A 25611-nucleotide genomic window follows, 5' to 3' on the forward strand; every position below is an offset into this window, starting at 1 on the left:
TTTTACAGATGTTGGTTAAACAGATAGCAAAGCATTTTAATGATGTTCATTTTGGTGGTAATTGGACTACTGTTAACCTCAAAAATCTGTTGGCCGATGTAACCTGGCAGGAAGCAACCACAGAACTTTATCAGCTAAATACCATAGCTGTATTGGTTTTTCATATGAATTACTATGTAAGTGCGGTGTTAAAGGTTTTACAGGGTAAGCCCTTAAATGCCAGCGATCAATACAGTTTTGATCTTGAACCTGTAACCAATGAAGAGCAATGGCAGGCCTTGATAAATAAAGCTTTAACAGAAGCAGCTTTGTTTACTCGTGAGTTTGAGAATTTACCCGAAGAACAATTGCTGGAAGATTTTACTGATCCAAAATATGGTAATTACTATCGTAACCTTTCCGGCATTATTGAACATACCCATTACCATTTAGGACAAATTGCACTGATTAAGAAAATAATTCGTGCAACGGCTGGTTAAATAAAGCCCATCCTGTTCGAGTCCAGTTTAAGAAAGATGAACAGAAGAACTGTAAAACTCCATAAAGACGAACCCCCATAACTGATAAAAGGAAGAGGAATACCTATTACCGGCATAATGCCCGTGGCCATACCTATGTTAATGAAAACGTGGAAAAAAATGATGCAGGCTAAAGAATAGCCATATACTCTTGAAAAGGTAGAACGTTGTCTCTCAGCCATATTTATAATGCGCAAAAGCAGAAAAGCATATAAAATAATAACCGTTGTGCAACCTACAAAACCCCATTCTTCACCCACGGTAGAAAAAATAAAATCGGTACTTTGTTCTGGAACATAGCCATATTTGGTTTGGGTACCTTGCAAATAACCACGCCCGGTTACCTGTCCGGCTCCGATAGCAATCTTGGATTGTCTCACATTATATCCAGCCCCTCGGTTATCGGTTTTTAAACCTAAATTAACTTCTATACGTGTACGCTGATGCGGTTGCAATACATTTTCAAACACGAATTTAGCCACAAAAAGATAACCTATAGAAGCTACAGTGATGATTGCTATGAGGATGATTTTCTGTATTTTTTTACGGTATAAGAAAATAAAGGCAATGCCAATAACCAGAATACTGATGATTAGCGTAACTTGGCTTATGTATAAGTTGAGGATAAAGAGCAATACCATTACCCAAAAAATAACCAGTAGATACCCTGGTAATCCTTCTCTATATAAAGGAAACATAAAAGATAAAAATACCAAAGTAGAACCTGCATCAGGCTGAAGCATAATGAGTCCCATAGGCAAGGCTATAATTGCAACACAGACTACTATAGATTTGAAAGAAGTAAGCTTGGGGTTAAAAGTATTGATATATCTTGCTAACAACAAAGCCGTACCAAATTTTGCAAATTCTGAGGGTTGCAGCCTGAACGTACCTATGGGTATCCATGCCTGATTACCACCCACGTTACGCCCTACAACAAGCACCGTAATTAAAAGCAGAATGGTAATGCCATAAACTATAGGAGCAAATATGCTGAAGAACTTAGACTCGAGCAGTAAAATAACAAAGCCTAAAATAAGACCAGAAATGATAAAAATTAATTGTTTACCATCAACTGCGGTAAAACTAAAAGAAAAAGCTTTATCAGGATTGTAAACGGCAGAGTGAATATTAACCCAGCCTATGGTGCACAAAGCCATATATATCAATATGGTAATCCAATCTACTTTAAAGAAGAATCTGTTACTTTGTTGCTGTTGCATTTGCTTTAGGTTCTACTGCTGTTTTATTAAAGGTATGCTGATTTATTTTTGGTTTAATCGGTAATTCGCGTTTTGTGGTATCAGTAGCCTGATTTAAACTATCGGTTTTTAATTTAGGCTTAGCAATATTCTCTTTTAACTGAGGCAATAAATTTGCAGCCTTGTATTGGTCTATGGTGGCACCGTTAATACGACGACCCATTAAAGTATCTGTTAAATATTTTTCGGTAATAAAACTGGCGATAGGAGCGGCGTAAGCACCCCCATAACCACCATTCTCTATAATTACAGCAATCGCAATCTTAGGGTTTTCGCGTGGAGCAAAACCAATAAATACAGAGTGATTTTTACCTTGGTTATTTTGTACGGTTCCTGTCTTGCCGCACATTAAGATATTGGGTATTTGAGATTCTTTAGCTGTACCTATAGAACTGTTTACGGCATCCTGCATCCCGTCTATTACAGGTTCAAAATGTCGGGCATCTATACCTGCATAATGTTTTTCTTTGTATTTAGGGTCTATATGTTTGTCATTACCGATGCCTTTTACCACGTGTGGTTTAATATAATACCCTCTATTAGCAATAATAGCCATAATATTGGCCATTTGTAAAGGTGTAGTACTAATCTCACCTTGTCCAATGGCTACTGAAAGAATAGTGGTATAACCCCAGTATTTTCCGTGACGTTTGGTATTATCTTCTGCAGTAAAGAGCTTATAAGAGCTTTCCCCCGGAAAATCGATACCTAAAGTATCTCCAATTCCAAATTTTCTTACTTTGTTTTGCCACTCATCATAAGTAGCATGTTGTTTCTTTAAACCATTTTTAGTCATCATTTTGGCAAAAATGGAATAGAAATAAGTATTACATGAACGGGCTATACCTCTTCTTAACGAGATGTCTCCGTCAATATGTTCACATTTAAATTTACGGTTACCTGCCCAGTAATATCCGGGACAATTAAAAGTAGTGTTAGGATCTATAGCACCTTCCTGTAAAGCAATAAGCGCATCCAAAGGTTTAAATGCCGAACCCGGTGAATAACGCCCACGCAAAGGGCGGTTAAAGAATGGCTTATAACGGTTGGCAAATAAACTTTTGTAACTATCGTTTGTTCCTTTACCCACCATTTTATTAGGATCGTAACCAGGACTACTTACAAAAGCTAGAATTTCTCCGGTAGAAGGTTCAATGGCTACCACGCTGCCCACTTTATTGGCTAACAATTCTTCGCCTAATTTTTGAATTCTGCTATCTATTGTGGTAATGATCTGACTTCCGGCAACGGCAAGAGAATCAAATTTACCATCTGCATAACTTCCTTGCGGAACGTTATGTACGTTATAAAGCATGTTGATGATGCCTTTTTTACCTCTCAGATCTGTTTCGTATTGTTTTTCAAGCCCTGTTCTACCAATATAATCGCCTAATTTATAATAACCTTGGTATTTTTCAATCTCATTGTTGTTTACTTCTCTGATGTAACCCAAAAATTGTCCGGCAATGCTATCCGGATAGTATCTTATAGTTCTTTTTTGTACGTAAAAGCCCTTGTAGTTAAACATTTTTTCCTGCAAGGTTGCATAGGTTTCTACAGATAGTAATTTCTGAAAAATAAATGCCTGATTACGGGAATGAACCACTGCCTTATGGAATTTTTCCCTGAACTCTTCCATAGTGATACCAATGATATTGCAAAGCGAAAGAGTATCAAATGGTTTTACCTGGTTAGGAGTAACCATTAAATCATACGTAGGCTGATTTTGTGCTAAAACTTTGTTATTCCTATCGTAAATAACACCCCGTGCAGGGTAGATAGATATTTTTCTTAAAGCATTGCTGTTTGCACTCAGAAAATATTTATCGCTAAGTACCTGCATATAAAAAAGCTTGCCTATTAAAATAAGCGAAAGCAAGATGAACAGGCCTTGAATAATATATTTCCGGTTAAACAGTTGATCCATTATGCTGACTTTCTATTATGGAAAATGAACTCGGTTAACAATACTGTAAACAAAGTAAAAACCATGCTTAATAAAGCTCGTGTTAGTGTATATATAAACTCATTTAGCTTAAAAGCTTCTAAAAAGAACAATATTATATGGTGGGCAAATATGCATAGGGTTGCATATAAAGTAAACCATTTGAAACCCATATTACCTAAAGAGGGTTCTGGTTCGTCTATAGAATCGCGATTTAAACTGAGGTTTATAAATGCAATACGCACGTACATTAACGCTACACATGCACTGGTATGTACACCCAGAGTATCATAAAATGCATCCAGCGTTAAACCTGTACCAAATGCAATGAGGTAAAGCAAAAAGTTGGGAATACCAAAAGGCAATACCAATAAAAACAACACGTAAAGAAAAGGAGTAGACAGATTATAAAATATCACGTTGCGCAGCAGGAAAATTTGCACAAATAAGAGCAAAAACCACCTGATGATATTGTAGAATACAAGTTTACTGTTCATTTTTTGAAGTTTCCTGGAGGTTTTTTATTTCACTACTATATCTGTCTTTAATGATATATACATATTGCAATGTGCTGAAATCATTAAATAAAGCAATTTCAAGAGTCATAAAACTATCGCCGGTACTGATCTGGGTCTTGCTGATACGACCCACTTCTATTCCTTTAGGAAAACCACCAGCACCTGAAGTAACGATGGTATCACCTACATTTACTTTAAAATGATTAGGTATTTCTTTAACATATGCTTTTCTGAAATCGAAATTCTTATCACCCCATACCAAACTGCCGTAAGCATTGTTCTTCTTTAGCACTACGCTAATGTAAGTATCTTTATTTAGGAGTGTTCTTATCGTAGCAAAATGAGGAGAAACGTCTAATACAAAACCAATCACTCCTTTTTGTGGCGAAATTACCGCCATGTCTTTTGCAATGCCATCGTTGCTACCCTTGTTAACAGTAATGATGTTATTTGCCAAGTTTATGGAGTTCTTAATCACCATGGCACTTAATATGGTATACTGCTGATGATTAACTGTATCTTTAATAACCGAAGTCTTGGTACTATCTATACTATTAAAGGTTAAAATTCTGGTTTTGAGCTGAGCATTTTCAAGTGCCAAACTATCATTAACCTGTCTCAGGTTCAGATACCTTTTAATTACATTAAGCTTGGCATAAGCATTACCTACAACCGAATTGGTTGAGTTAATGATAACGTTACGTTGATAGGCGTTGTTTTTAAGGGTAAGTACAATACCAATGGTAAAGAATATAATGAAAAGAAAAAATGCGCTATATCTATTTATGAAAATCCAAAGGTTACGCATTTAGGTTTATGTTTATAGGTTTAAAAGATGTAAGGTTTAAACCTTACATCTTTTAAATTCAAATTATTGCATTAAAAATTTAAAGTTTCCAATGTTCTTAAGAGCTATACCCGTTCCTCTTACTACTGCACGAAGAGGATCTTCGGCCACATGAACAGGTAATTTTGTTTTTGCAGCGATACGTTTATCCAGTCCTCTTAATAAAGCTCCACCGCCTGTTAAATAAATACCTGTTTGGTAAATATCAGCAGAAAGCTCTGGAGGAGTAATCTCAAGCGCTTTTAAAATTGCCTCTTCAATTTTAGAAATTGATTTATCTAAGCAGTGCGCAATTTCTGTGTATGAAACCGTGATCTGTTTAGGAACACCTGTCATTAAATCTCTTCCCTGTACAGCAAAGTCTGAAGGTGGATCGCTTAACTCAGGTAAAGCAGCACCAACCTCGATTTTAATTTTCTCGGCAGTACGGTCACCGATCATAATGTTGTGCTGACGACGGATATAATTTACGATGTCAGAGTCAAAGTTATCTCCGGCAACACGGATAGACTGATCACATACAATACCAGATAAAGCAATAACTGCAATTTCTGTTGTACCACCACCTATATCAATGATCATGTTACCCATTGGCTCTTCTACATCTATTCCAATACCAACGGCCGCTGCCATAGGCTCATGGATCAGATAAACTTCTTTTGCACCTGCAATTTCTGCACTGTCTCTAACCGCACGTTTTTCCACCTCGGTAATACCAGAAGGGATACAGATTACCATTCTTAACGAAGGGAACATCCAGCCTTTGCCACCGTTCAGCATTCTGATCATTCCTTTGATCATGGCCTCAGCAGCATTAAAATCTGCAATTACACCATCCTTTAAAGGTCTTACGGTTCTGATATTATCGTGGGTTTTACCTTCCATTTGCATGGCCTGTCTGCCAATGGCGATAATCTTATTAGTTTGTCTGTCAAAAGCAACAATAGAGGGTTCGTCAACCACTACTTTGTCATTATGTATGATAAGGGTATTCGCAGTTCCTAAATCAATGGCAACTTCCTGCGTAAACCAGTTAAATAATCCCATGTAAGGTTTTGTTATTGTATTTTAATTAAACAAATTTCATTATACCTAAAATGTAAAATTAGGTATTTTATTGTATTATGGTATTTTTTTTCAGGTAAAAAATTGGTTGGGAACCTTTGCTTCCCCGAATAAAATACCTTGCTATATCTTAATGCTTAAAGTGTCTTACGCCGGTTGTTACCATTGCAATCCCTTTTTCATTGGCTTTATTAACAGAATCAGTATCTTTTATAGAACCGCCCGGTTGTAAAACAGCAGTTATGCCTGCATCAGCCGCTATTTCAACGCAATCAGGGAAAGGAAAAAATGCATCTGAAGCCATTACTGCACCTTTTACACTAAATCCAAAAGAACCTGCTTTTTCAATAGCCTGTCTCAAAGCATCAACTCTCGAAGTTTGTCCAACTCCACTGGCAATTAAAACGTCGTCTTTTACCAAGACAATGGTATTAGATTTGGTGTGCTTTACAATCTTGTTGGCAAAGTGTAAGTCTTTTAATTCTGCTGCGGTAGGTGCTTTTTGAGTAACTGTGGTCATTTGTTCAGGACCTTCAATAATTAAATCTTTATCCTGTTCAATTACACCGTTTAATAAAGTTTTAAATTGTTTGCTGCTTAGCTCAACCTCATTACGTTTTAAAATAACCCGGTTTTTCTTTGTTTTAAATAATTCAACAGCAGCTTCTTCATAATCAGGTGCAATTAAAACTTCAAAAAATAATTTGTTGATTTCTTCTGCGGTAGCCAAATCTATTTTTCTGTTGGCAATTAATACACCACCAAAAGCAGATACCGGATCGCAAGCCAGAGCATCTGCCCAGGCTTGTGCTATATTGTTTCTTGAAGCCACACCACAAGCATTGGTGTGTTTTAAAATTGCAAAAGTAGGCTCTGTAAATTCATCAATTAGACTTACAGCGGCATCTATATCTACAAGATTGTTATAGCTTAATTCTTTGCCATTCAGTTTAGAAAACATTTCATCCAGATTGCCATAAAATGAACCTTTCTGGTGAGGGTTTTCTCCATAACGCAAGGTTTGTGCCTGAGCAATACTTTGCTTAAATACGTTTAAAGGTTCTTCCTGATTAAAGTAATTGAAAATTGCTGTGTCGTAATGAGAAGAGGTGTGGAAAGCTTTTTGAGCATATGCTTTACGCTGAGCCAGCGTGGTAACACCATTTTGTTCCTGTAATTGATCTAACAAAGTTGTATAATCATTTTTAGAAGCAATAATTACAACATCGTTAAAATTTTTTGCTGCGGCCCTGATCAATGAGATACCACCAATATCTATTTTTTCAATAATTTCCTGTTCGGTGCCACCATTTTTTACAGTTTCTTCAAATGGGTAAAGATCTACAATCACCAGGTCAATCTCAGGAATTTCGTATTGCGCAATCTGCTGCTGATCATCGTTCAGACTTCTGCGATTTAAGATACCGCCAAAAACTTTCGGGTGCAAAGTTTTAACACGGCCACCTAAAATAGAAGGGTATCCGGTTAAGTCTTCAACTGCTGTTACAGGGCAACCTAAATCTTTGATAAATTGCTCGGTTCCGCCTGTACTGAAAAGCGTTACGCCCTGTTTGGCTAAATACTCTACTAATGGTGCTAAACCATCTTTATAATAAACTGAAATTAAAGCGTTTTTGATCTTTACTGATTGGCTCATGGAAGGGTATTTTTATAAGCCGCAAAGGTATGAAAACGAGACGATTTTTAGAGGGGTTTTAAAAGAAAAATATTCTATTGCTAAATTGTTTATTACTGGCCGGACATACAGCGATTTAACAATGCTACAGTTTAGCAATTTTTACTACTTTTTGATCTTCTTAATAAGACCTTCTATTATACGTGGATAATGCAGATGTTCCAACTGCTGACCTTTGAATTTAATCATCTCCAGATTGTCATCTTCCTCTATACGGTATTTAGCCTGGTAAATGAATTCTCCTTCATCATAATTTTCATTTACATAGTGGATAGTGATACCGCCTTCGGGGTCTTTTGCAGCCATTACTGCCTGATGTACATAATCGCCATACATGCCCTTGCCGCCATGTTTAGGAAGGAGGGCAGGATGTATATTTATAATACGGCCGGGATAAGCCCTAAGTAGATTTTGGGGAATAAGCCATAAAAAACCTGCCAGCACAATCAGATCGACATCCAAATTTTTAAGTAGTTCTAAAATGGTATCGGTATGGTAAAATTCGTTCCTGTCAAAAACATGAGAAGGAATTTCAAAGCTATCGGCACGTTGCAGCACGTAAGCATCGGGGTTATTGGTTAGAACCAAGGCAACTTCGGTATCGGCGCTGCGTTTAAAATGCTCCATTATTTTCTGGGCATTAGAACCCGAGCCTGAAGCAAATATGGCAATACGTTTCTTCACTTGTTAAAAAAAGTTTTTGTCAAAAATAGTGTTTTCAAGCGGGGTTTAATGAATTTTAACCCTAAATTTGCCGAAAGATAAGGGATAAGTACTTAGCTTCCAAATCAAAAATAGGTTTGAGGTTGATAAACCCGCTTTGCTTATCTGTAAATAATTATTTGATTTTTTTTAAATACCATTTTGCAATTTAAAAATAATACTTCTATATTTGCAGTCCGAAAATATTAAACAAAGGAAATAAAGGCTAAATAGTAATGGCAAATCATAAATCAGCAATTAAAAGAATTAGAGCAAACGCAACAAAACGTTTACGCAACAGATATCAGGCAAAAACTACACGTACTTTTATTAAAAGATTACGTGCTGCTGAAGATAAAAAAGCTGGATTAGAATTATTACCAAAAGTAATTTCTATGCTTGATCGTTTAGCTAAAAAGAATGTAATTCACAAAAATAAAGCATCTAACAACAAATCTAAGTTAACTAAGTTTGTTAACGGTTTGAAATAGTAGCTTTTAATTACGATATTAGAAACGGTATCATCTAAAAGATGATGCCGTTTTTTTATGTCTAACTACCAAAACAAACTAGGAATTAAAGCTTGGGCAGAGGCCGATAAACCTCGTGAAAAATTGCTTTTACAAGGGCGCAGGCAACTTACCGATGCCGAGCTTGTCGCAATTTTAATCGGTTCAGGTAATAAAAATGAAACAGCTGTTGATTTAAGTAAAAGGATACTGAATTCATATGACAATAATCTCGATTCGCTTGCACGTCTCAGTATAAAAGAACTCTCTAAATTTAAAGGAATAGGCGAGGCCAAAGCTATATCTATTGTTGCCGCATTAGAATTAGGTCGCCGTAGAAAAGAGCTGGAAGCTGCAAAGTCCAATAAGGTGATTACTTCTATTGATGCTTATCATATCTTAAAGCCTTTGCTTAGTGATTTGCATCATGAAGAATTCTGGGTATTACTGCTGAACAGGGCTAATGTGGTAATGGGTAAACATTTTCTGAGTAAGGGCGGTGTATCAGGAACGGTAGTTGATCCAAAAATTGTTTTTAAAACTGCATTAGAATATAATGCCGCTTCCGTAATATTGGCACATAACCATCCTTCGGGTAGTTTAAAACCTAGTACTGCAGATATGCAGATTACCAAAAAGCTTATTGAGGCGGGGCAATTACTTGAAATATCGGTTATAGATCATCTGATTTTAGGGAATAAAGAATATCTCAGCTTTAGAGATGAAAGACTAATGTAATCTTATCAATGAATTTATAATTTTGGTTGATTAAAATTATAATATGAGAAAGATCTGTTATTTATTAACTACACTTTGTTTTTTATCTGTTTATACCCTTGCTCAAAAACAGCCGATTAATGTATTAACCTATAATATCAGGTTGAATACGTCTAATGATGGCGAAAATGCATGGCCAAACCGACAAGAAAATGTTAAAGCCTTAATTAAGTTTCATGATATAGATATTTTAGGTGTACAAGAAGCATTGCCTGAGCAATTTGATTTTTTATCGGCTATGCCAAATTTTGAAGCATTTGGCGTAGGGAGAGATGATGGAAAAAGACAAGGGGAATTCTCAGCCTTGTTTTTTAATAAGCAAAGATTTATAAAACGTGATGGAGGTACTTTCTGGCTTTCAGAGACGCCTGAAACACCTAGTAAAGGTTGGGATGCGGCTTTAAATCGTATTTGTACCTGGTTACGTTTATATGATAAGCAGAATAAAAAAGAATTTTTGGTGTTCAATACCCATTATGATCATAAAGGTGTACAGGCTAGAATTCAATCTGCTCTGCTGATCAAACAAAAAATCCAACAAATAGCGCCTAAATTACCGGTTGTTTTTATGGGAGATCTGAATGTTACACCCGAAACCGAGGCAGTGGCAACCATTAAATCTTTTTTACAGGATAGCAAAGAGATTACAGAGGAGCCGCCTTACGGGCCTAACGGCACATTTAACGACTTCAATTATAGCAGTCCATTAAAAAAGCGGATAGACTACATCTTTGTGAACAATGCTTTTAAAGTGGTTAAATATGCTGTTTTAACAGATAGTAAAGACCAGCGTTTCTTTTCAGATCATTTGCCGGTTTTTGTAAAAATCAGTTTTAAATAAAAATGTGCTAAAACTTACTTTATTAAATAATATCTTTGCATTTTATTTATTTTTCTGAGTTAAAAGCCATAGAAATTTGATTTTTAACTTAAAGCGCAACCATAAATTTCATGAAAATATCATATAGCTGGTTAAAACAATTTATTCAAACCGATAAAACCCCACAAGAACTCTCGTTGATCTTAACGGATATAGGTTTAGAGGTAGAAAGTTTAGAGAAAGTACAAGCCGTTGCAGGAGGTTTAGAAGGATTGGTAATTGGTTATGTTACAGATTGTGTGCAACATCCAAATGCTGATCGTTTAAGGGTAACTAAGGTAGATGTTGGCGCTACAGAACTTTTACAGATCGTATGCGGAGCCCCTAATGTTGCCACAGGTCAGAAAGTTGTGGTAGCAACCGTAGGTACAACTGTATATCCAGTAGGAGGCGAACCTTTTAAAATCAATAAATCAAAAATCAGAGGCGAAGTTTCTGAAGGAATGATTTGTGCCGAGGATGAAATTGGTTTGGGTGTTTCGCATGCAGGTATCATGGTTTTACCTGAAAATGTTGAAATAGGCTTGCCGGCAAAAACATATTTTAATCTTGAAGATGATTACATGTTTGAGATTGGATTAACGCCTAACCGTGCAGATGCAGCTTCTCATTTAGGAGTTGCCCGTGATATTGCAGCATATCTGCGTTCTGGTTATCAAATGCCTGATGTTTCTGCATTTAAAATCGAAAATGAAAACCTGATCATTGATGTTACTGTTGAAGATCAGGAAGCTTGTCCTCGTTACAGCAGTGTAACCATTAGCGGGGTTACTGTAAAACCTTCGCCAGACTGGTTGAAAAATAAATTGGCCGTAATTGGTATAAGACCTATAAATAATATAGTTGATGTGACCAATTATGTATTGCATGAATTAGGACAGCCTTTACACGCTTTTGATGCAGACCAGATTGCCGGCAAAAATGTTCTTGTAAAAAAATACCCTGAAAATACGCCTTTTGTTACTTTAGATGAGGTAGAGCGTAAACTGGGTTCAGAAGATCTGATGATTGCCGATACAGAAAAACCTTTGTGTATAGCAGGTGTATTTGGTGGCAAACAATCGGGTGTGAGCGAAAATACAACCAATATCTTTTTAGAAAGTGCTTATTTTAATGCGGTTTCAGTTAGAAAAACTTCAAAACGACATGCTTTGAAGACTGATGCTTCTTTCAGATTTGAAAGAGGTACAGATCCTGATATGACTGTTCTGGCTTTAAAACGTGCCGCTTTATTAATTAAAGAAGTTGCAGGTGGACAAATTTCATCGCAGGTTTCAGATATTTATCCGGTTAAGGTAAGCCCTTTCTCTGTTGAGGTTACTTATGCTAACATTATCAGATTAATTGGTCAGGATATTCCTAAAGATGAGATCAGGTCTATTATTAAAGCATTGGGTATTGAGGTTGTTCAGGAGAGTTCCGAGGGATTAAGTTTACAAGTGCCACCGTATAAAGTAGATGTTACTCGCGAATGCGATATTACAGAAGAGGTTTTAAGGATTTACGGTTATAACAATATCCATATCCCCACAAAAGTTAATGCTTCTCTGGCTTATACGCAGAAACCTAATAAAGAGAATCTGCAAAATTTAGTGGCCGATATGTTAACGGCTAATAATTATATCGAGATATGGTGCAACTCGTTAACCAAACTGGCGTACTCTAAAAACCCAGATGAAGCTGTACAGATTTTAAACCCGCTGAGCTCAGATTTAAATGCAATGCGCCAAAGCTTGTTGCAACCCGCTTTAGAGAGCGTAGCTTACAATCAGAACCGTAAAAATGCCGATATCAAATTTTATGAGTTTGGAAAAACTTATCATCTGATCAATGGGGAATATATAGAGCGTCCGCGTTTATTATTGGTTAACAGTGGTGCTCAACAAGCTGAGCAATGGAACCAAAGTGCAAAACCAACTAACTTTTACCATATCAAAGCAGCTGTTGACGCAATTTTGAGCCGTTTGGGTATTACAAATTTCCAGTTTGAAGAAATAGCCAACGAAGACTTTGCTTATGGATTGAAATATTACAGAGGAGATAAAACACTGGTAACTTTTGGTGCTGCTACTAAAAACGACAAAAAGCAAGCTGGAATTGATAAAGAAGTTTTTTATGCAGATTTTGATTGGGCTTTACTGATTGATGCGGTACGTAAAAATAAAATTGTAAACAAAGAAGTACCTAAATTCCCGGCAGTACGCAGAGATTTATCGCTTTTAGTTGATCAAAATATCACATTTGACCAATTGAAAGGTATTGCTTTAAAAGCAGAAAAGAAACTGGTAAAAGCAGTGCAGATATTTGATGTTTATCAGGGAGATAAATTACCTGAGGGTAAAAAATCTTATGCACTTAATTTCACCTTACAGGATGAAGAGCAGACCTTAACAGATAAGCAGATAGATGCAATTATGCAAAAGATAATTACTAACTTAGCTCAGACTGTGCAAGCAGAAGTTAGATAAATTGAAAATAAAGTAATCACGGAAATAAAAAATTAAGATGTCTTCAGTTTCAGAACAACTCGATGGTGTTTTCCTTAAAACGGCTCAGCTTATTGAGCTTTGCAGAGCATTGCAGGAGGAAAATAATTTATTAAGGCGTGAAAATCAGGAGACTAAAACAGCTTTAGCCGATTTAAGAGTACAGCAAACTGATCTTGATGAAAAGCTCAGAGTTCTTAAGCTGGCAAAAAGTATTGAGGGTACAAATGAAAAGACTCTTGATATAAAGCAAAAAATTAACGAATTTGTGCGAGAAATTGATAAGTGTGTAGCCTTGCTGAAGAAGTAGTGAAGGCAAAAAATTGAAACAAAGCTAAAAAATGGGAGAAATCTCGATTAAAATAACTATTTCTGATCGCATTTATCCGCTAAAGGTAAATGTTGAAGAAGAAGAAATTGTAAGACGTGCAGCTAAGATTATTAATGAGCGTATAAAAGAATACCAAGAAAATTATGCGGTCAGAGATAAACAGGATTTACTATCAATGGCTGTATTGCATTATGCCACGGCAGTTTTAAGAGCCGAGCAAAAAGTGCAGCAGCAAGATACGTCTGTAGCTGATAAAGTTGAAGAATTAGATAGTTTGCTTAACGGATTTTTAATAAAATAAATCGTTCTTTATATGTTTTGGGAAGCAGAAAGGCTTCTGAAAACTTATATAGCTAAAATATAATTTGACCGTAGTTAGATTATAATGTTTCAATTTTGGGTTTATTGCCCTGCAATTACCAGCGCACGAAGCATTTTAATTTAGTTACGGTTTTTTTATATAAAAACACATGGGTATTATTGAAATTTTAGGATATGTTTTGGCCGGCCTGGTAGTTGGCATAGCAATAGGGAGATTCTTATTGCGTAATCTGTTAAAGCAGCAGGAGATAGCGGCACAGAGTAAGATCAAGAAAATGTTAAAAGATGCTGAGAGCAGTGCAGAAATGCTTAAAAAAGATAAAATGCTCGAAGCCAAAGAAAAGTTTTTACAGTTAAAAGCTGAGCATGAGCAGCAGGTTCAATCTCGCAATGGAGAGATCAGTCAGCGTGAAAACACCATCAAACAAAAAGAGCAGTCTTTAAACCAACGTTTAGAGAATGCCAGTCGTAAAGAACAGGAATTAGATAAACAACGTGAAAATTTAGAGCGTCAAACCAATTTGGCTGTAAAAAAGCAGGAAGAAGTAGATGTTTTAAAGCAGCAACATGTTAAACAACTTGAAACTATTGCTGGTTTAACTGCCGACGAGGCTAAAAACCAATTGGTAGAAAATATGAAAGGTGAAGCCCGTTCGCAGGCTTTGATGCAGATCAAAGATATTGTTGACGAAGCTAAACTTACCGCTGGCAAAGAAGCTAAAAAGGTAGTGATACAAACCATACAGCGTACCGCTTCAGAGGCAGCTATTGAAAACTCAGTTTCAATTTTCCATCTTGAAAATGATGAAATCAAAGGACGTGTAATTGGTCGTGAAGGTAGAAATATCAGAGCGCTTGAAGCAGCAACAGGCATCGAAATTATTGTAGATGATACACCCGAAGCAATCATCTTATCAGGCTTTGATCCGGTAAGAAGAGAAATTGCCCGTTTGGCTTTACATCGTTTGGTAACAGATGGGCGTATTCACCCGGCACGTATCGAAGAAATCGTTGCCAAGACCAAAAAACAGATTGAAGAAGAAATCATCGAGATTGGCGAGCGTACAGTAATCGACCTTGGAATTCATGGTATGCATCCTGAGTTGATCAGAATGATTGGGCGTATGCGTTACCGTTCATCTTATGGACAAAATCTGTTGCACCACTCACGCGAGGTAGCTAATTTCTGTGCTACAATGGCAGCAGAGTTAGGTTTAAATGCAAAACTGGCTAAACGTGCAGGCTTGTTACACGATATAGGGAAAGTGCCTGATGATAATCCTGAATTACCACACGCTATTTTAGGTATGCAGTTAGCAGAGAAATATAAAGAGCATCCTGAAGTGTGTAATGCGATTGGTGCTCACCACGACGAGATAGAAATGACTTCTTTAATATCGCCGATTGTACAGGCTTGTGACTCAATTTCAGGCGCAAGACCAGGTGCAAGAAGAGAAGTAGTTGAAAGTTATATCAAACGTTTAAAAGAGCTGGAAGAACTGGCATTATCATACCCTGGCGTAGAAAAAACCTTCGCTATACAAGCTGGTAGAGAATTACGTGTAGTGGTAGAAAGTGAAAGAGTAAGCGATCAACAAGCAGAATTGTTAGCCGCTGATATTTCGAACCGTATCCAAACCGAAATGACTTACCCAGGGCAAATTAAAGTAACCGTAATCAGAGAAACCCGTTCGGTTGCATTTGCTAAATAAGAAGAAAGTAAATTCTAAACATAATTTTAAAAGCGATGGAAATCTCCGTCGCTTTTTCTATTTTTATAGAACGATTAAAATTGCAGATTATGAGTAAGACTATTGCCACAAACCCTAAAAAACCTGTTGATATCCTGTTTGACAAATATGCTGAAAGTCACCAGAATAAAACAAATAAGTTGATTCACTGGATTTGTGTGCCATTAATCGTATTCAGTCTGTTAGGCCTAATCTGGCTTATTCCTTTTCCACAATTAAGCTTTTTAGGACAGTATCAGACTTTTTTTAACTGGGCATCTTTTTTAATTGCTTTTGCCATGTACTATTATTTCAGACTTTCGCCCGTATTGTTCTTTTTAATGGTATGGGTAATTTTTGCTATGAGCTTTGGCATTGTAAAACTGGAAATCTGGGAAAAAGAAGGCGGACCTCAAGCCTGGATCATCTTTGCTGTTATTTTTGTTCTGGCCTGGGTAGGTCAGTTTATCGGGCACAAAATAGAAGGAAAAAAGCCTTCATTCTTAGATGATGTTAAATTCCTGTTAATAGGGCCAATCTGGTTGCTACATTTTATATGTAAAAAAATAGGGCTAAAATATTAACTGCTAAGGCATTTAACATTGGCTTAATTTTACGATAATTAAATCGTAATATCTTGTTAATAGAGAGCTAACATTGTGATAATAGTTTTGCTGAAACAAAAAAACAGTAAAATTGAAATCACAATTAACTCTAAAAAAAGCATTTCTGATTACCATTATGGTACTGAGCAGTGCGTTTGTTTTCGCTCAGGGAACAGGAAAAATCTCAGGAACTGTATCGGATAAAAAAACAGGAGAGACCCTGATAGGTGTTTCTGTTAAAATTGCCGGAACCACAAGAGGCGTAGCTACCGATATAGATGGTAAATATATTTTAACAGGATTAACTCCTGGGAAATATGCCATAGAAATATCTTATATAAGTTATGCAACCAAAAGAATTACAGATGTTGAGGTAAAGGAGGCGGCTGTTACCAATTTAAATGTGGTAATGGAAGAAGCTAATTCTCAAACCCTGAAACAAGTGGTGATTACGGGAAGCTATAAACAGGAAAGTGTAAACGCCCTGTATGCTCAACAGAAAAATAGTGCTTCAATAAGTGATGGTATATCTTCAGAATCGATTAAGAGGTCTCCGGATAGAAATACATCGGATGTATTAAAGCGTGTTAGTGGTGCCAATATTCAGGATAATAAATTTGTGGTGATACGCGGACTTGGCGATCGCTATAATACTGCACTATTAGATCATGCAGAACTTCCAAGTACCGAACCTAACAGAAAAGCATTTTCTTTTGATATTGTTCCTTCTTCGTTAGTAGATAATCTGATCATTAATAAAACAGCTACTCCTGATCTTCCAGGTAACTTTACAGGAGGTGCTATACAGGTGATTACAAAAGATGTACCTGACAATGATTTTATCTCAATAGGAATAGGAGCAGGATATAACACCGTTTCTACTTTTAAAGATTTTATCAGTGGCCCACGTGCTGGTATTAACTATTTAGGCTTTGATGGTGGAAACAGAGAGCTGGCCGCTAATTTCCCAAGCACCAATGCAATATCGGCAGGCTTGGATCCGGCTAAAAATATAGCTGCCATTAAAACACTACCTAACGATTGGAATAAATATTCTATGAGTGCTTTACCTACTCAAAACTACCAATTGAGTTTGGGTAAGACCAAAAACTTTGAGAACAACAGAAAACTGGGAGCTATTTTTGCATTGACTTACAGAAATTCGCAAAGCATTACACCTGATTTAACCAGAAGCTTTCACGTTTACAACCTTGTTGATAATCAATATAAATTCTCTACCAGCTTAGGTGCTTTAGCCAATTTCGCTTATAGTTATGGCAATAGCAAAATCACTTTTAAAAACATTTACAACAAAGTATTTGATGATACTTACTTATACAGAGAAGGTAATGATGTATCAAGAGGTGATATTAGATTCTATGCTTTTGACCTGTTGCAAAAAACTTTGTTTAAATCTACTATAGAAGGTAACCATAAAGTGAGTGGCAAGAACGATAAGATTAACTGGTCTTTATCTTTTGATGATGTTTTAAATGATCAGCCAGATCAGCGTAAAGTAGAATATTTTAGAAACGTTGCAGACAGGGATGATCCAAATGGTTTTAGAGCCAGTATAACTGGTTTAGGTAAAGCTAACACTCGTTTATTCTCTAAAATGCATGAAAATGGTTATGCAGGAACAGTAAACTATTCATTACCCTTAACCATGTTCTCTAAAAGTGCAACATTAAAAGCAGGTTTGAATTCACAATACAGAGATCGCGATTTTGATGTTCGTTTTATAGGTCTGGTTTTAAATACAAATGATCCTACTGAGGCTAATGATATCAGAATACGTCCATTAAATACTCTATTTGGAAGTGATTTGGTAAATGCAGGTAAATATCGTTTAGATGAAATTGCCAATGCGGGAGATAAGTACACTGCAAATTCGCTTAATAATGCGGCTTATTTAATGCTTGATAATAAGATTGGCGAGAAAATGAGAGTAGTTTGGGGAGTAAGGGCTGAGCAATTTAAAGTTAACCTGAATACTTTCAGTACTTTAATAGATCCTATAGAACAGAATTATTTTGATATCCTGCCTTCGGCAAACTTTACTTACAGTATCACACCAAAAGCTAATTTCAGAGTATCGTATGCACGTACTCTAGCCAGACCTGAACTGAGAGAATTGGCTCCGTTTCAGTATTATGATTATGAACTCTTAGCTATCCAGGCCGGAAATACACACTTAAAACGTGCATTGATTGATAATATAGATTTACGTTACGAATTTTATCCTTCAGCGGGACAAATCTTATCGGTATCAGCCTTCTATAAAAACTTTAATAATGCTATAGAATCATATATAGATGACGTAAACTCAACACCTATTGTTTCTTATTTCAATTCTAAAAAAGCCAGTACTTATGGAGTTGAATTTGAAGGAAGAAAAACACTTGATTTTATAGGTACTTCAGATTTCTTGAAAAATACAACGCTTTATGCAAATGTAGCCATCATTAAATCAAAAGTAGAAAACCCTAACAATCCGCAATTACTGGAAAAGGAAAGGCCTATGGTTGGACAGGCTCCCTATGTAATCAATGCTGGTATACAACATAACTTATTAGAAAATAAGATGGGAATTAATGTGCTGTATAACAGAGTAGGCCGTAAAATTTATAAAGCAGGTGGACAGCAGTTTCCAAGTGTATGGGAAAACCCACGCGATGTTATAGACTTCCAGTTAAGCTATAAGGTTTCTAAAAAAGCGGAGCTTAAATTCAATGCTGGCGACATTCTAAATCAGAGAAATGTATTGTATTTTGATAAAGACAATTCAAAAACATATAACCCTGTGGCAAATGCGGTATCAAGCACAAATGATCAGACCATAAGCAGTTACAAAGCAGGCAGTAATTATTCTTTATCATTCTCGTATGTCTTTTAATTTAACATTGGCCTGTTAATCTTAACATGAATTTAAATTAGCATTAACAGGCAGGTTAAACATCATATGGATATTTGTATAAACCAAAATAAAAAAACAGAGAACGGACATTAAGACCGACAAAAAAGAATTTTAAAACAAATAAAATCTGATGAAAAAACAATTATTATTTGCAGCTTTTGCATTACTATTAATCGTAACAAGTTGTTCAAAAAAAGTAGTAGATGATCCTATTGATCAAGGAAATGGTATGGTAGAGGTAAAAGGAGATATTTCTACAAATGTTAAATGGACCGCTGATAAGATCTATTTCTTGAAAGGTACGGTTTATGTAACTTCTGGGGCTACTTTAACTATTGAGCCAGGTACTATTATTAAAGGTGATAAAGTTACAAAAGGCGCTTTAGTAATTTCTCGTGGCGGAAAAATCATGGCTGAAGGTACGGTTGATAAACCAATTGTATTTACTTCGGCTCAACCAGCTGGCGCAAGGAGAGAAGGTGATTGGGGTGGCTTGATTTTATTAGGTAAAGCACCGGTTAATCAGGGAACAGACGTATCTATAGAAGGTATAGCAGATGACGGTTCTGGTAAAGGTAAATACGGAGGTAACGATCCGCATGATAACTCAGGTGTATTAAAATATGTACGTGTAGAGTTCGCAGGTATTCCTTTGAGTCCGGATAACGAAATCAACGGTGTTACTTTTGGTGGCGTGGGTGATGGTACTACAGTTGACTACGTTCAAGTTTACCGTTCAGGAGATGATTCTTTTGAGTGGTTTGGTGGAACTGTAAATGCTAAACACTTAGTTGCTATTGATGGATGGGATGATGATTTTGATACTGACTTCGGTTACTCTGGTAAAATTCAGTTTGCAGTAGGTCAGCGTTTAATCGTTACAGCCGATCAATCAGGTTCAAACGGTTTTGAATCAGATAATGATGGATCAGGCTCAAACTTAACTCCAAAAACAAGTGCTATTTTCTCTAATATCACTATCATTGGTCCAATTTCAGCAGCTGGCGATAAAGGTAAACAAAACGCTAACTTTCAGCATGCAGCACAAATTCGCCGTAACTCTTCATTAAGCACATTTAACAGTGTTTTTGCAGGTTTCCCTGAAGGAATATATATAGATGATAGTAAAGTTGCTACTGCAGGTGCTACTTCTACAAACTATACTTCTGGCGCTTTAAAATTTATGAACAATATTGTTGCTTCTTGTAACTCTAAAGGAAATGAAGTAAAAGGCGAAAACAAAGCATTATTTGAAACCAGCTTAAGAGCTAATAACGTCTTTAACGATGCATTATATGCAGCAGATTTATTCAATGCTCCAAACTTGTTCTCTAAAGATTTAAGTACTAAAGTTGGTCGCCCAGATTTTACTTTAAAAGCAGGTTCTATTGCAGCAACGGGAGCTTTGTTTACAGATGCTAAATTTACAGGAGATACCTTCTTTGATAAAACTGTAGCTTATAAAGGTGCTTTCGGCGCAACTGACTGGACAGCAGGATGGGCACATTTTGATCCGCAATCATTGGCTTATACCACTCCAGGAGCAGTAAAATAATACTTGTAACTTAAAATAAAAAGCCTCAAAACATTATGTTTTGAGGCTTTTTTGTAAACATTATGCTTATAAAGAAGGCTCATAAGCATATACAATTTCATATTTTTGTTTTTTTAAATGATCAGCTATTTCGCCAATTTTAAGATTTCTTTTCTGGGGAGTAGGCTCACAAACAGAATAGAGCTTGCCATTGTACTTTATACCTTCGCCAATGGGCTTATCAAAGGCTACAGCCATGGTAATATGGGTAGGATAAAGAATAGCAATCATGGGTAAGTTGTAGATTTCTTTAACCAGTAAAAAAAACAGCCCTACACGATCGTCGCAATCACTGTAAGCAGAAAGTAGAGTTTGCTCGGGAGATAGGCGTTTCTCTTTACCAAAATTTTCCTGATCGTTTTCATATAAGAACGCATACCTTGTAAACTGCATCAGATAATCTACCCCTTTTTTAACAGGCATTCCTTTTACATTTTCTTTTAGCAATGGAATAAGAGACTGATAAGTTGCTTTGCTTAAGGGAATGTTAAAATAGGTTTCAAAATCAACACCGGGATAATTTGCAAAGATCTGGGCAACTTCGTTATTTACCTTCACATTAAAATGATAGGCTTTATGCTTATAATTGAAAGCGATCTGTTTTTCACTATAATCTTCAGGCTTAAACTCGGGCATTTTAGTTACTTTATAGCTGAAAGCTTTTTCTGCTCCTTTAACTCCTATGTCAATGGGAATATACGTATCGGCCTGTTTAAACATTTTTTGATAATCGTGGTAATTCAGGCACATATATTTCTTATCGTTAATCATAAAAAAGGGAATGTCAGCAATATCTTCATCACAACGTATGTAAAAGATAATCTGGTTGTTGCCTATTGCAATTCGGGCATCGTAACCCGATTTTGTCATCAAAAACCATTTGTACAAAGTATAACTAGGATAATTTTTTGCTTTTGGGCTGAGTTGCTCTGCGGTTTTTCTTACCAATTGATAATACAGCCAGTCATTTAGCTGGTATTTCTCCTTATAACTCTTTAGAGAAGAGATCAATTCTTCTGTGTTGGCATTATTGAGCTGCTGGTAAAACCGCTGAACATTGTTTGCATCGAGATTTGCAGAAAAATTCTTTTGGAATATGCTGTCTGCACGGAAATTAAAAGTTCCGTTATAAAATTCAAAGCTGTACTGTTGTCCTTTTACGTGAGTAAAAGGACATAAATTTATCAGTAGGGCCAATAACCAGAATAGCTTATATTTTACAGCTGAATACATTTATTAATATTGAGTTAACAATGAATTTAAATAATATTAACATAAGATACCTAACAAATCTGCTGGAAAAACTACCATTTTACCCAAAAAAGATTTTTAGGGTTAAGTTAATGTAAAGTATAAGCGATTTTGGCTTGAGTTAACATAGAAAAATAAAGCGCATGGCTCTTTTATGGAAAGATCAGCAACAGTTTTTCAATGTAATTTGCTGTTAAGACTATAAGATAACCTGTACTTTACAGAAGCTTAATACTACAATTTTACCTTTGAGGCGTAAAATATTTGGTAGTATTTTATTCATACAGTTTAGGTTAGTTGATGGTAAAAAGCCCCGATGGATGTCAGGGCTTTTTGCTATTTATTACATGTTTTTTCCAATCTTTTCCAGCATTTCAGCTGGTATTTTCTGAGTGTCGACGACTAAAAAACCATCCAGACAGTCTGAAAACTTAGGGTCTATATTAAAGCAGATAATCTTGGCGTTTAAATTCATATACTGTCGTAACAGAACAGGAATTTTAATGTGATTTGATTCAATATCGGCAATCAGGCCATCCAGATCTTTAAGCGATTCGCTGTTTTCTATCAACAGATCTTTGTCAATAGAAGTAAGGTCTGCCTTGAATTTATTACGAGGCTTAACATAATGCGCCATCTCATAATCAAAGTGATTTTTGGTAATAAAATCAACAATAAGGGCTTTACTGAACTTAGAAAAACTGTTGCTGATGCTTACCGGACCAAACATATATCTGTACTGCGGATTTAGCAGTAAATACTTTAAAATGCCTTTCCATAATAAGAAAAGAGGTAGCGGTTTTTGCTGATATTCTTTTCTGATCCACGAACGACCTAATTCAATACCCTGACGTAGAACCGGGTAGAAAGGTTCCTTGATTTTGAAAAGCTCAGAAATATAGAAACCTCTTTTGCCCATTGTGTTCAAAATTTCATCGCCTTTACCAATACGGTAAGCTCCCACAATCATTTGGGCTTCTTTATCCCAGATGAACAGGTGATTGTAATAGATGTCGTAATTGTCAAGATCTATCTTTTTGTTGGTGCCTTCGCCCACCTGTCTGAAAGTGATTTCTCTTAAACGGCCAATTTCCCTCAGTATATAAGGAATACCGGTAGTAGGCACAATATATACCTCGTAATTTTTTTCTTCCCAAACTTTATAGTTTTCAAGTTGGGAAACTTCGTTTACGATTAAGTTTTTATCTGTTTCTTCAACAATTTCTGCAGGCTTTTTCTTGATCTTGAACAAGCTGATAGGGTTGAACAATTTCTTTTCCTCCTCGATACTGGTACCTAAGGCATAAGTGCGTGCACGTAAGAAATCAAGTAATTTATTGGTATCCCTGTTATAAGAAATGTCTTCTATTTTGATAGGTTTACCAATCCTTACCTTTATTTTGAGTCCTTGTTTATTTAAAAACTCTGAAGGTAGTTTTGCTGTACGTAATGTAGGATGTATAAAGCTTAAGATGTTAAATAAAACACCATTATTGCCGTGGAAATATATAGGAACAACAGGTACTTTGGCTCTGGCTACCAGTTTTCCAACTACAGGATGCCATAAACGGTCTGTTACTTCCTGCTGTTCTACATTAAAAGTAGAAACTTCACCCGCAGGAAAAATACCAATCGGTGTACCGCTTTGTAATAAATCAAAAGTTGTTTTTAAACCACTTATACTTGATGAATGCTGTATGTTTTCAAACGGATTTACCGCAACAAAGAACTGGCTTAAATTAGGTATCTTTTTTAAAATAAAGTTAACCATTACTTTAGCTTCAGGACGTACTGCGCAAAGTAATTTTACCAGGGCTAAACCTTCAACCCCTCCGTAAGGATGGTTGGCAATAGCTATAAAACCGCCTGTTTTGGGAATGTTTTTAAGGTCTTCTTCATCAAAATCTATGGAAACCCCAATGGTTTCTAATATCTTATCAACAAATTCTAATCCTTCAAAGTGTTGGTTCTGCGAAAAAACTTTATTAATATCATTAAGTTTCATTACTTCCATTAATAAAGCGGCAAGACCGGGAACGCCTAACTTATCTATTTTTGTTGCCTGAGCAAATTCTTTAGTAGTAATAATTTTCATGTGTGAGGCAGGCTTATTTTTTAATAAGCAGTTTCAAAAATAAGATTTATATTTATACTAAACGTTTTGCGCAATGAAAAATTGGTTGAATAAGTACATTGTGTTTACAAAAGCAGAGTTTAATGGTTTAATATTATTATTGAGCTTAATATTGCTGTCTTATTTGTTCCCTTTTATCTATCGGTATTACTATCATAAAGAAAACGTATTGAATGCTAATGATGTAGCCGCCATACAAAAGCTAGAGTTGGCGGATAGTAAAACCTCATTATATCCGCATACTTATGCCCCAAAAGATTACCCGCAAAGAAAGTCTAAGTCTGAGATAACTTACTTTTATTTTGACCCCAATATTATAGACGCTAACAAATGGCAGTTGTTGGGTTTATCCTTGAAACAGGCTCAATCTATTGTAAATTATGTGGCAAAAGGTGGTCGGTTCTATAAACCCGAAGACCTGAAAAAAATGTACACCATTTCTCCCCAGAAATATGAGGAGTTGTTGACTTATGTGCAGATTACAGCGCCGAAACAGGAAAATACTTTCAAAAGCGCTTTTACAAAAAAAGAACCTGTACTGGTTGAAATCAATAATGCCGATACGATTGAACTTACTTTGATTAGGGGTATAGGCCCAGCATTTGCCCGGCGCATTGCAAAATACCGAGAAAGATTAGGCGGCTTTTATAAAAAAGAACAGTTGATGGAAGTGTTTGGTATAGACAGTGCAAAATATAACCAGATCAAAGATGAGATCGCTATCAATAGAGAAAATTTAAAAAAGCTTAACATCAATGCCGTTCAATATGATGAACTTAAAAATCATCCTTATTTAACGGGTAAACAGGCCAATGCGCTTATACAATACAGAAAGCAACATGGCAATTATAAAAGTGTCGAAGATTTAAATAAAGTACTTATCTTGAGCCCCGAAATCATTCAAAAGATTTCTCCTTACCTTGAATTTTAAAAATGCTGGAGCAAAAAATTAAAGATACCATTCGCGATGTTGCAGATTTCCCTAAACCGGGAATAATTTTTAAAGATATAACACCCATTTTAAAAGATCCTGTTTTGTGTAAAGAGATTACTCAAGCGTTAGCAGAGCAGCTTCAGTCTTTAAACGTAGATGTAATAGCAGGTATAGAAAGCCGGGGTTTTTTGTTTGGGATGTCTTTAGCTCAGGCTTTGAATGTGCCTTTTGTGCCCATTAGAAAAGCGGGCAAACTGCCTTACCGTACAATTCAGCAATCTTATGCTTTAGAATATGGAACAGCAACTTTAGAAGTGCATGAGGATGCTTTTATAAGCGGTCAGAAAGTATTGATCCATGATGACTTGCTGGCTACAGGAGGTACGGTTGTTGCAGCCTCACAGCTAATTGAAAAATTGGGTGCACATGTGGCTGGTTATTCTTTTATCATTAATCTTGAATTTTTAAACGGAAAACAGCGACTGCAAACTTTTAATCCGAATGTATTTTCGCTGATATCTTACTTATAAATTACCGTAATTCATAATTGTCTTAAGTGTATATCATATTGATTTATACCTAAATAGGT

At 36.0% G+C, this 25611-nt stretch carries 22 protein-coding genes; 13 read left to right on the forward strand and 9 right to left on the reverse strand.

The window, feature by feature from the left end; all coding sequences use genetic code 11:
- Positions 1-8: 8 nt before the first annotated feature.
- A complete protein-coding gene (locus tag MMF97_RS08455; protein ID WP_243361470.1) occupies positions 9-479 on the forward strand; it encodes a DinB family protein in 471 nt (156 codons plus the stop codon).
- On the opposite strand, the gene rodA is transcribed toward MMF97_RS08455, so the two are convergent.
- From rodA to purN, 7 genes are all read right to left on the reverse strand, one after another.
- The gene (rodA, locus tag MMF97_RS08460; RefSeq protein WP_243361472.1) at positions 476-1741 is read right to left on the reverse strand and encodes a rod shape-determining protein RodA; all 1266 of its coding nucleotides are present in this window, start codon (positions 1739-1741) and stop codon (positions 476-478) included. The two genes, MMF97_RS08455 and rodA, sit on opposite strands and share 4 nt — an antisense overlap.
- Entirely contained in the window at positions 1722-3707 is a 1986-nt protein-coding gene (gene mrdA / locus MMF97_RS08465; protein WP_243361475.1) for a penicillin-binding protein 2, read from the reverse strand. Before mrdA ends, rodA begins: the two co-directional genes overlap by 20 nt.
- A complete protein-coding gene (locus tag MMF97_RS08470; protein WP_243361476.1) occupies positions 3707-4222 on the reverse strand; it encodes a rod shape-determining protein MreD in 516 nt (171 codons plus the stop codon). The genes mrdA and MMF97_RS08470 overlap by 1 nt, the downstream gene beginning before the upstream one ends.
- Positions 4212-5051: a rod shape-determining protein MreC gene (mreC, locus tag MMF97_RS08475; protein ID WP_243361479.1), complete on the reverse strand. Its 840-nt coding sequence runs from the start codon at positions 5049-5051 to the stop codon at positions 4212-4214. The genes MMF97_RS08470 and mreC overlap by 11 nt, the downstream gene beginning before the upstream one ends.
- Positions 5052-5114: 63 nt before the next feature.
- Positions 5115-6137 (reverse strand): rod shape-determining protein, encoded by a 1023-nt coding sequence (locus MMF97_RS08480; protein ID WP_243361481.1) that lies wholly within the window; start codon positions 6135-6137, stop codon positions 5115-5117.
- A 148-nt stretch (positions 6138-6285) separates the two neighbouring features.
- Positions 6286-7812 (reverse strand): bifunctional phosphoribosylaminoimidazolecarboxamide formyltransferase/IMP cyclohydrolase, encoded by a 1527-nt coding sequence (gene purH, locus MMF97_RS08485; RefSeq protein ID WP_243361483.1) that lies wholly within the window; start codon positions 7810-7812, stop codon positions 6286-6288.
- A gap of 144 nt (positions 7813-7956) precedes the next feature.
- Positions 7957-8535, reverse strand: a complete 579-nt coding sequence (purN, locus tag MMF97_RS08490; RefSeq protein ID WP_243361484.1) for a phosphoribosylglycinamide formyltransferase — start codon at positions 8533-8535, stop codon at positions 7957-7959.
- A gap of 254 nt (positions 8536-8789) precedes the next feature.
- On the opposite strand from purN, the gene rpsT reads away from it, so the two are divergent.
- The 10 genes from rpsT (at position 8790) to MMF97_RS08540 (ending at position 20664) form a co-directional block, all read left to right on the forward strand.
- Positions 8790-9044: a 30S ribosomal protein S20 gene (gene rpsT, locus MMF97_RS08495; RefSeq protein WP_243361486.1), complete on the forward strand. Its 255-nt coding sequence runs from the start codon at positions 8790-8792 to the stop codon at positions 9042-9044.
- Positions 9045-9101: 57 nt separating this feature from the next.
- Positions 9102-9800, forward strand: a complete 699-nt coding sequence (radC, locus tag MMF97_RS08500) for a RadC family protein (RefSeq protein ID WP_243361488.1) — start codon at positions 9102-9104, stop codon at positions 9798-9800.
- Positions 9801-9843: 43 nt separating this feature from the next.
- Positions 9844-10680 carry an endonuclease/exonuclease/phosphatase family protein gene (locus MMF97_RS08505; RefSeq protein WP_243361490.1) on the forward strand — a complete coding sequence of 279 codons (837 nt, stop codon included), beginning with the start codon at positions 9844-9846 and terminating at the stop codon, positions 10678-10680.
- Between the two features lie 110 nt (positions 10681-10790).
- Positions 10791-13187: a phenylalanine--tRNA ligase subunit beta gene (pheT, locus tag MMF97_RS08510; RefSeq protein ID WP_243361492.1), complete on the forward strand. Its 2397-nt coding sequence runs from the start codon at positions 10791-10793 to the stop codon at positions 13185-13187.
- Between the two features lie 37 nt (positions 13188-13224).
- Positions 13225-13515, forward strand: a complete 291-nt coding sequence (locus MMF97_RS08515; protein ID WP_243361494.1) for a hypothetical protein — start codon at positions 13225-13227, stop codon at positions 13513-13515.
- A gap of 31 nt (positions 13516-13546) precedes the next feature.
- Positions 13547-13837, forward strand: coding sequence for a cell division protein ZapA (locus MMF97_RS08520; protein WP_243361496.1), 291 nt, complete (start codon positions 13547-13549; stop codon positions 13835-13837).
- Between the two features lie 169 nt (positions 13838-14006).
- Positions 14007-15569 carry a ribonuclease Y gene (gene rny, locus MMF97_RS08525; protein ID WP_243361498.1) on the forward strand — a complete coding sequence of 521 codons (1563 nt, stop codon included), beginning with the start codon at positions 14007-14009 and terminating at the stop codon, positions 15567-15569.
- 89 nt (positions 15570-15658) lie between these two features.
- Positions 15659-16171 (forward strand): Mpo1 family 2-hydroxy fatty acid dioxygenase, encoded by a 513-nt coding sequence (locus MMF97_RS08530; protein WP_243361501.1) that lies wholly within the window; start codon positions 15659-15661, stop codon positions 16169-16171.
- 112 nt (positions 16172-16283) lie between these two features.
- Positions 16284-19088, forward strand: a complete 2805-nt coding sequence (locus MMF97_RS08535) for a TonB-dependent receptor (protein ID WP_243361503.1) — start codon at positions 16284-16286, stop codon at positions 19086-19088.
- Between the two features lie 151 nt (positions 19089-19239).
- Positions 19240-20664: a hypothetical protein gene (locus MMF97_RS08540; protein WP_243361505.1), complete on the forward strand. Its 1425-nt coding sequence runs from the start codon at positions 19240-19242 to the stop codon at positions 20662-20664.
- 66 nt (positions 20665-20730) lie between these two features.
- Here MMF97_RS08540 and MMF97_RS08545 read toward each other — a convergent pair whose 3' ends face one another.
- Both MMF97_RS08545 and MMF97_RS08550 read right to left on the reverse strand, forming a co-directional pair.
- Complete coding sequence (locus MMF97_RS08545; RefSeq protein WP_243361507.1) at positions 20731-21936, reverse strand: hypothetical protein; 1206 nt, start codon at positions 21934-21936, stop codon at positions 20731-20733.
- Positions 21937-22297: 361 nt separating this feature from the next.
- Positions 22298-24049, reverse strand: a complete 1752-nt coding sequence (locus tag MMF97_RS08550; RefSeq protein WP_243361509.1) for a lysophospholipid acyltransferase family protein — start codon at positions 24047-24049, stop codon at positions 22298-22300.
- Positions 24050-24122: 73 nt separating this feature from the next.
- On the opposite strand from MMF97_RS08550, the gene MMF97_RS08555 reads away from it, so the two are divergent.
- Together MMF97_RS08555 and MMF97_RS08560 are read left to right on the forward strand one after the other, a co-directional pair.
- Positions 24123-25019 (forward strand): ComEA family DNA-binding protein, encoded by an 897-nt coding sequence (locus MMF97_RS08555; protein WP_243361510.1) that lies wholly within the window; start codon positions 24123-24125, stop codon positions 25017-25019.
- A gap of 2 nt (positions 25020-25021) precedes the next feature.
- A complete protein-coding gene (locus MMF97_RS08560; protein ID WP_243361512.1) occupies positions 25022-25552 on the forward strand; it encodes an adenine phosphoribosyltransferase in 531 nt (176 codons plus the stop codon).
- The last annotated feature ends 59 nt before the right edge of the window (positions 25553-25611 follow it).

The sequence above is a fragment of the Pedobacter montanisoli genome, from assembly GCF_022809115.1.
Lineage (GTDB): Bacteria > Bacteroidota > Bacteroidia > Sphingobacteriales > Sphingobacteriaceae > Pedobacter > Pedobacter montanisoli.

What these genes read in the sequence shown, in the direction of transcription:
- rpsT (WP_243361486.1), top strand. Translation starts at nt 8,790, where the DNA reads ATGGCAAATCATAAATCAGCAATTAAAAGAATTAGAGCAAACGCAACA.
- pheT (WP_243361492.1), top strand. Translation starts at nt 10,791, where the DNA reads ATGAAAATATCATATAGCTGGTTAAAACAATTTATTCAAACCGATAAA.
- MMF97_RS08505 (WP_243361490.1), top strand. Translation starts at nt 9,844, where the DNA reads ATGAGAAAGATCTGTTATTTATTAACTACACTTTGTTTTTTATCTGTT.
- MMF97_RS08470 (WP_243361476.1), bottom strand. Translation starts at nt 4,222, where the DNA reads ATGAACAGTAAACTTGTATTCTACAATATCATCAGGTGGTTTTTGCTC.
- MMF97_RS08560 (WP_243361512.1), top strand. Translation starts at nt 25,022, where the DNA reads ATGCTGGAGCAAAAAATTAAAGATACCATTCGCGATGTTGCAGATTTC.
- MMF97_RS08530 (WP_243361501.1), top strand. Translation starts at nt 15,659, where the DNA reads ATGAGTAAGACTATTGCCACAAACCCTAAAAAACCTGTTGATATCCTG.
- MMF97_RS08515 (WP_243361494.1), top strand. Translation starts at nt 13,225, where the DNA reads ATGTCTTCAGTTTCAGAACAACTCGATGGTGTTTTCCTTAAAACGGCT.
- rodA (WP_243361472.1), bottom strand. Translation starts at nt 1,741, where the DNA reads ATGCAACAGCAACAAAGTAACAGATTCTTCTTTAAAGTAGATTGGATT.
- MMF97_RS08540 (WP_243361505.1), top strand. Translation starts at nt 19,240, where the DNA reads ATGAAAAAACAATTATTATTTGCAGCTTTTGCATTACTATTAATCGTA.
- MMF97_RS08550 (WP_243361509.1), bottom strand. Translation starts at nt 24,049, where the DNA reads ATGAAAATTATTACTACTAAAGAATTTGCTCAGGCAACAAAAATAGAT.
- rny (WP_243361498.1), top strand. Translation starts at nt 14,007, where the DNA reads ATGGGTATTATTGAAATTTTAGGATATGTTTTGGCCGGCCTGGTAGTT.
- mreC (WP_243361479.1), bottom strand. Translation starts at nt 5,051, where the DNA reads ATGCGTAACCTTTGGATTTTCATAAATAGATATAGCGCATTTTTTCTT.
- radC (WP_243361488.1), top strand. Translation starts at nt 9,102, where the DNA reads ATGTCTAACTACCAAAACAAACTAGGAATTAAAGCTTGGGCAGAGGCC.
- MMF97_RS08545 (WP_243361507.1), bottom strand. Translation starts at nt 21,936, where the DNA reads ATGTATTCAGCTGTAAAATATAAGCTATTCTGGTTATTGGCCCTACTG.
- mrdA (WP_243361475.1), bottom strand. Translation starts at nt 3,707, where the DNA reads ATGGATCAACTGTTTAACCGGAAATATATTATTCAAGGCCTGTTCATC.
- purH (WP_243361483.1), bottom strand. Translation starts at nt 7,812, where the DNA reads ATGAGCCAATCAGTAAAGATCAAAAACGCTTTAATTTCAGTTTATTAT.
- MMF97_RS08455 (WP_243361470.1), top strand. Translation starts at nt 9, where the DNA reads ATGTTGGTTAAACAGATAGCAAAGCATTTTAATGATGTTCATTTTGGT.
- MMF97_RS08520 (WP_243361496.1), top strand. Translation starts at nt 13,547, where the DNA reads ATGGGAGAAATCTCGATTAAAATAACTATTTCTGATCGCATTTATCCG.
- MMF97_RS08480 (WP_243361481.1), bottom strand. Translation starts at nt 6,137, where the DNA reads ATGGGATTATTTAACTGGTTTACGCAGGAAGTTGCCATTGATTTAGGA.
- MMF97_RS08555 (WP_243361510.1), top strand. Translation starts at nt 24,123, where the DNA reads ATGAAAAATTGGTTGAATAAGTACATTGTGTTTACAAAAGCAGAGTTT.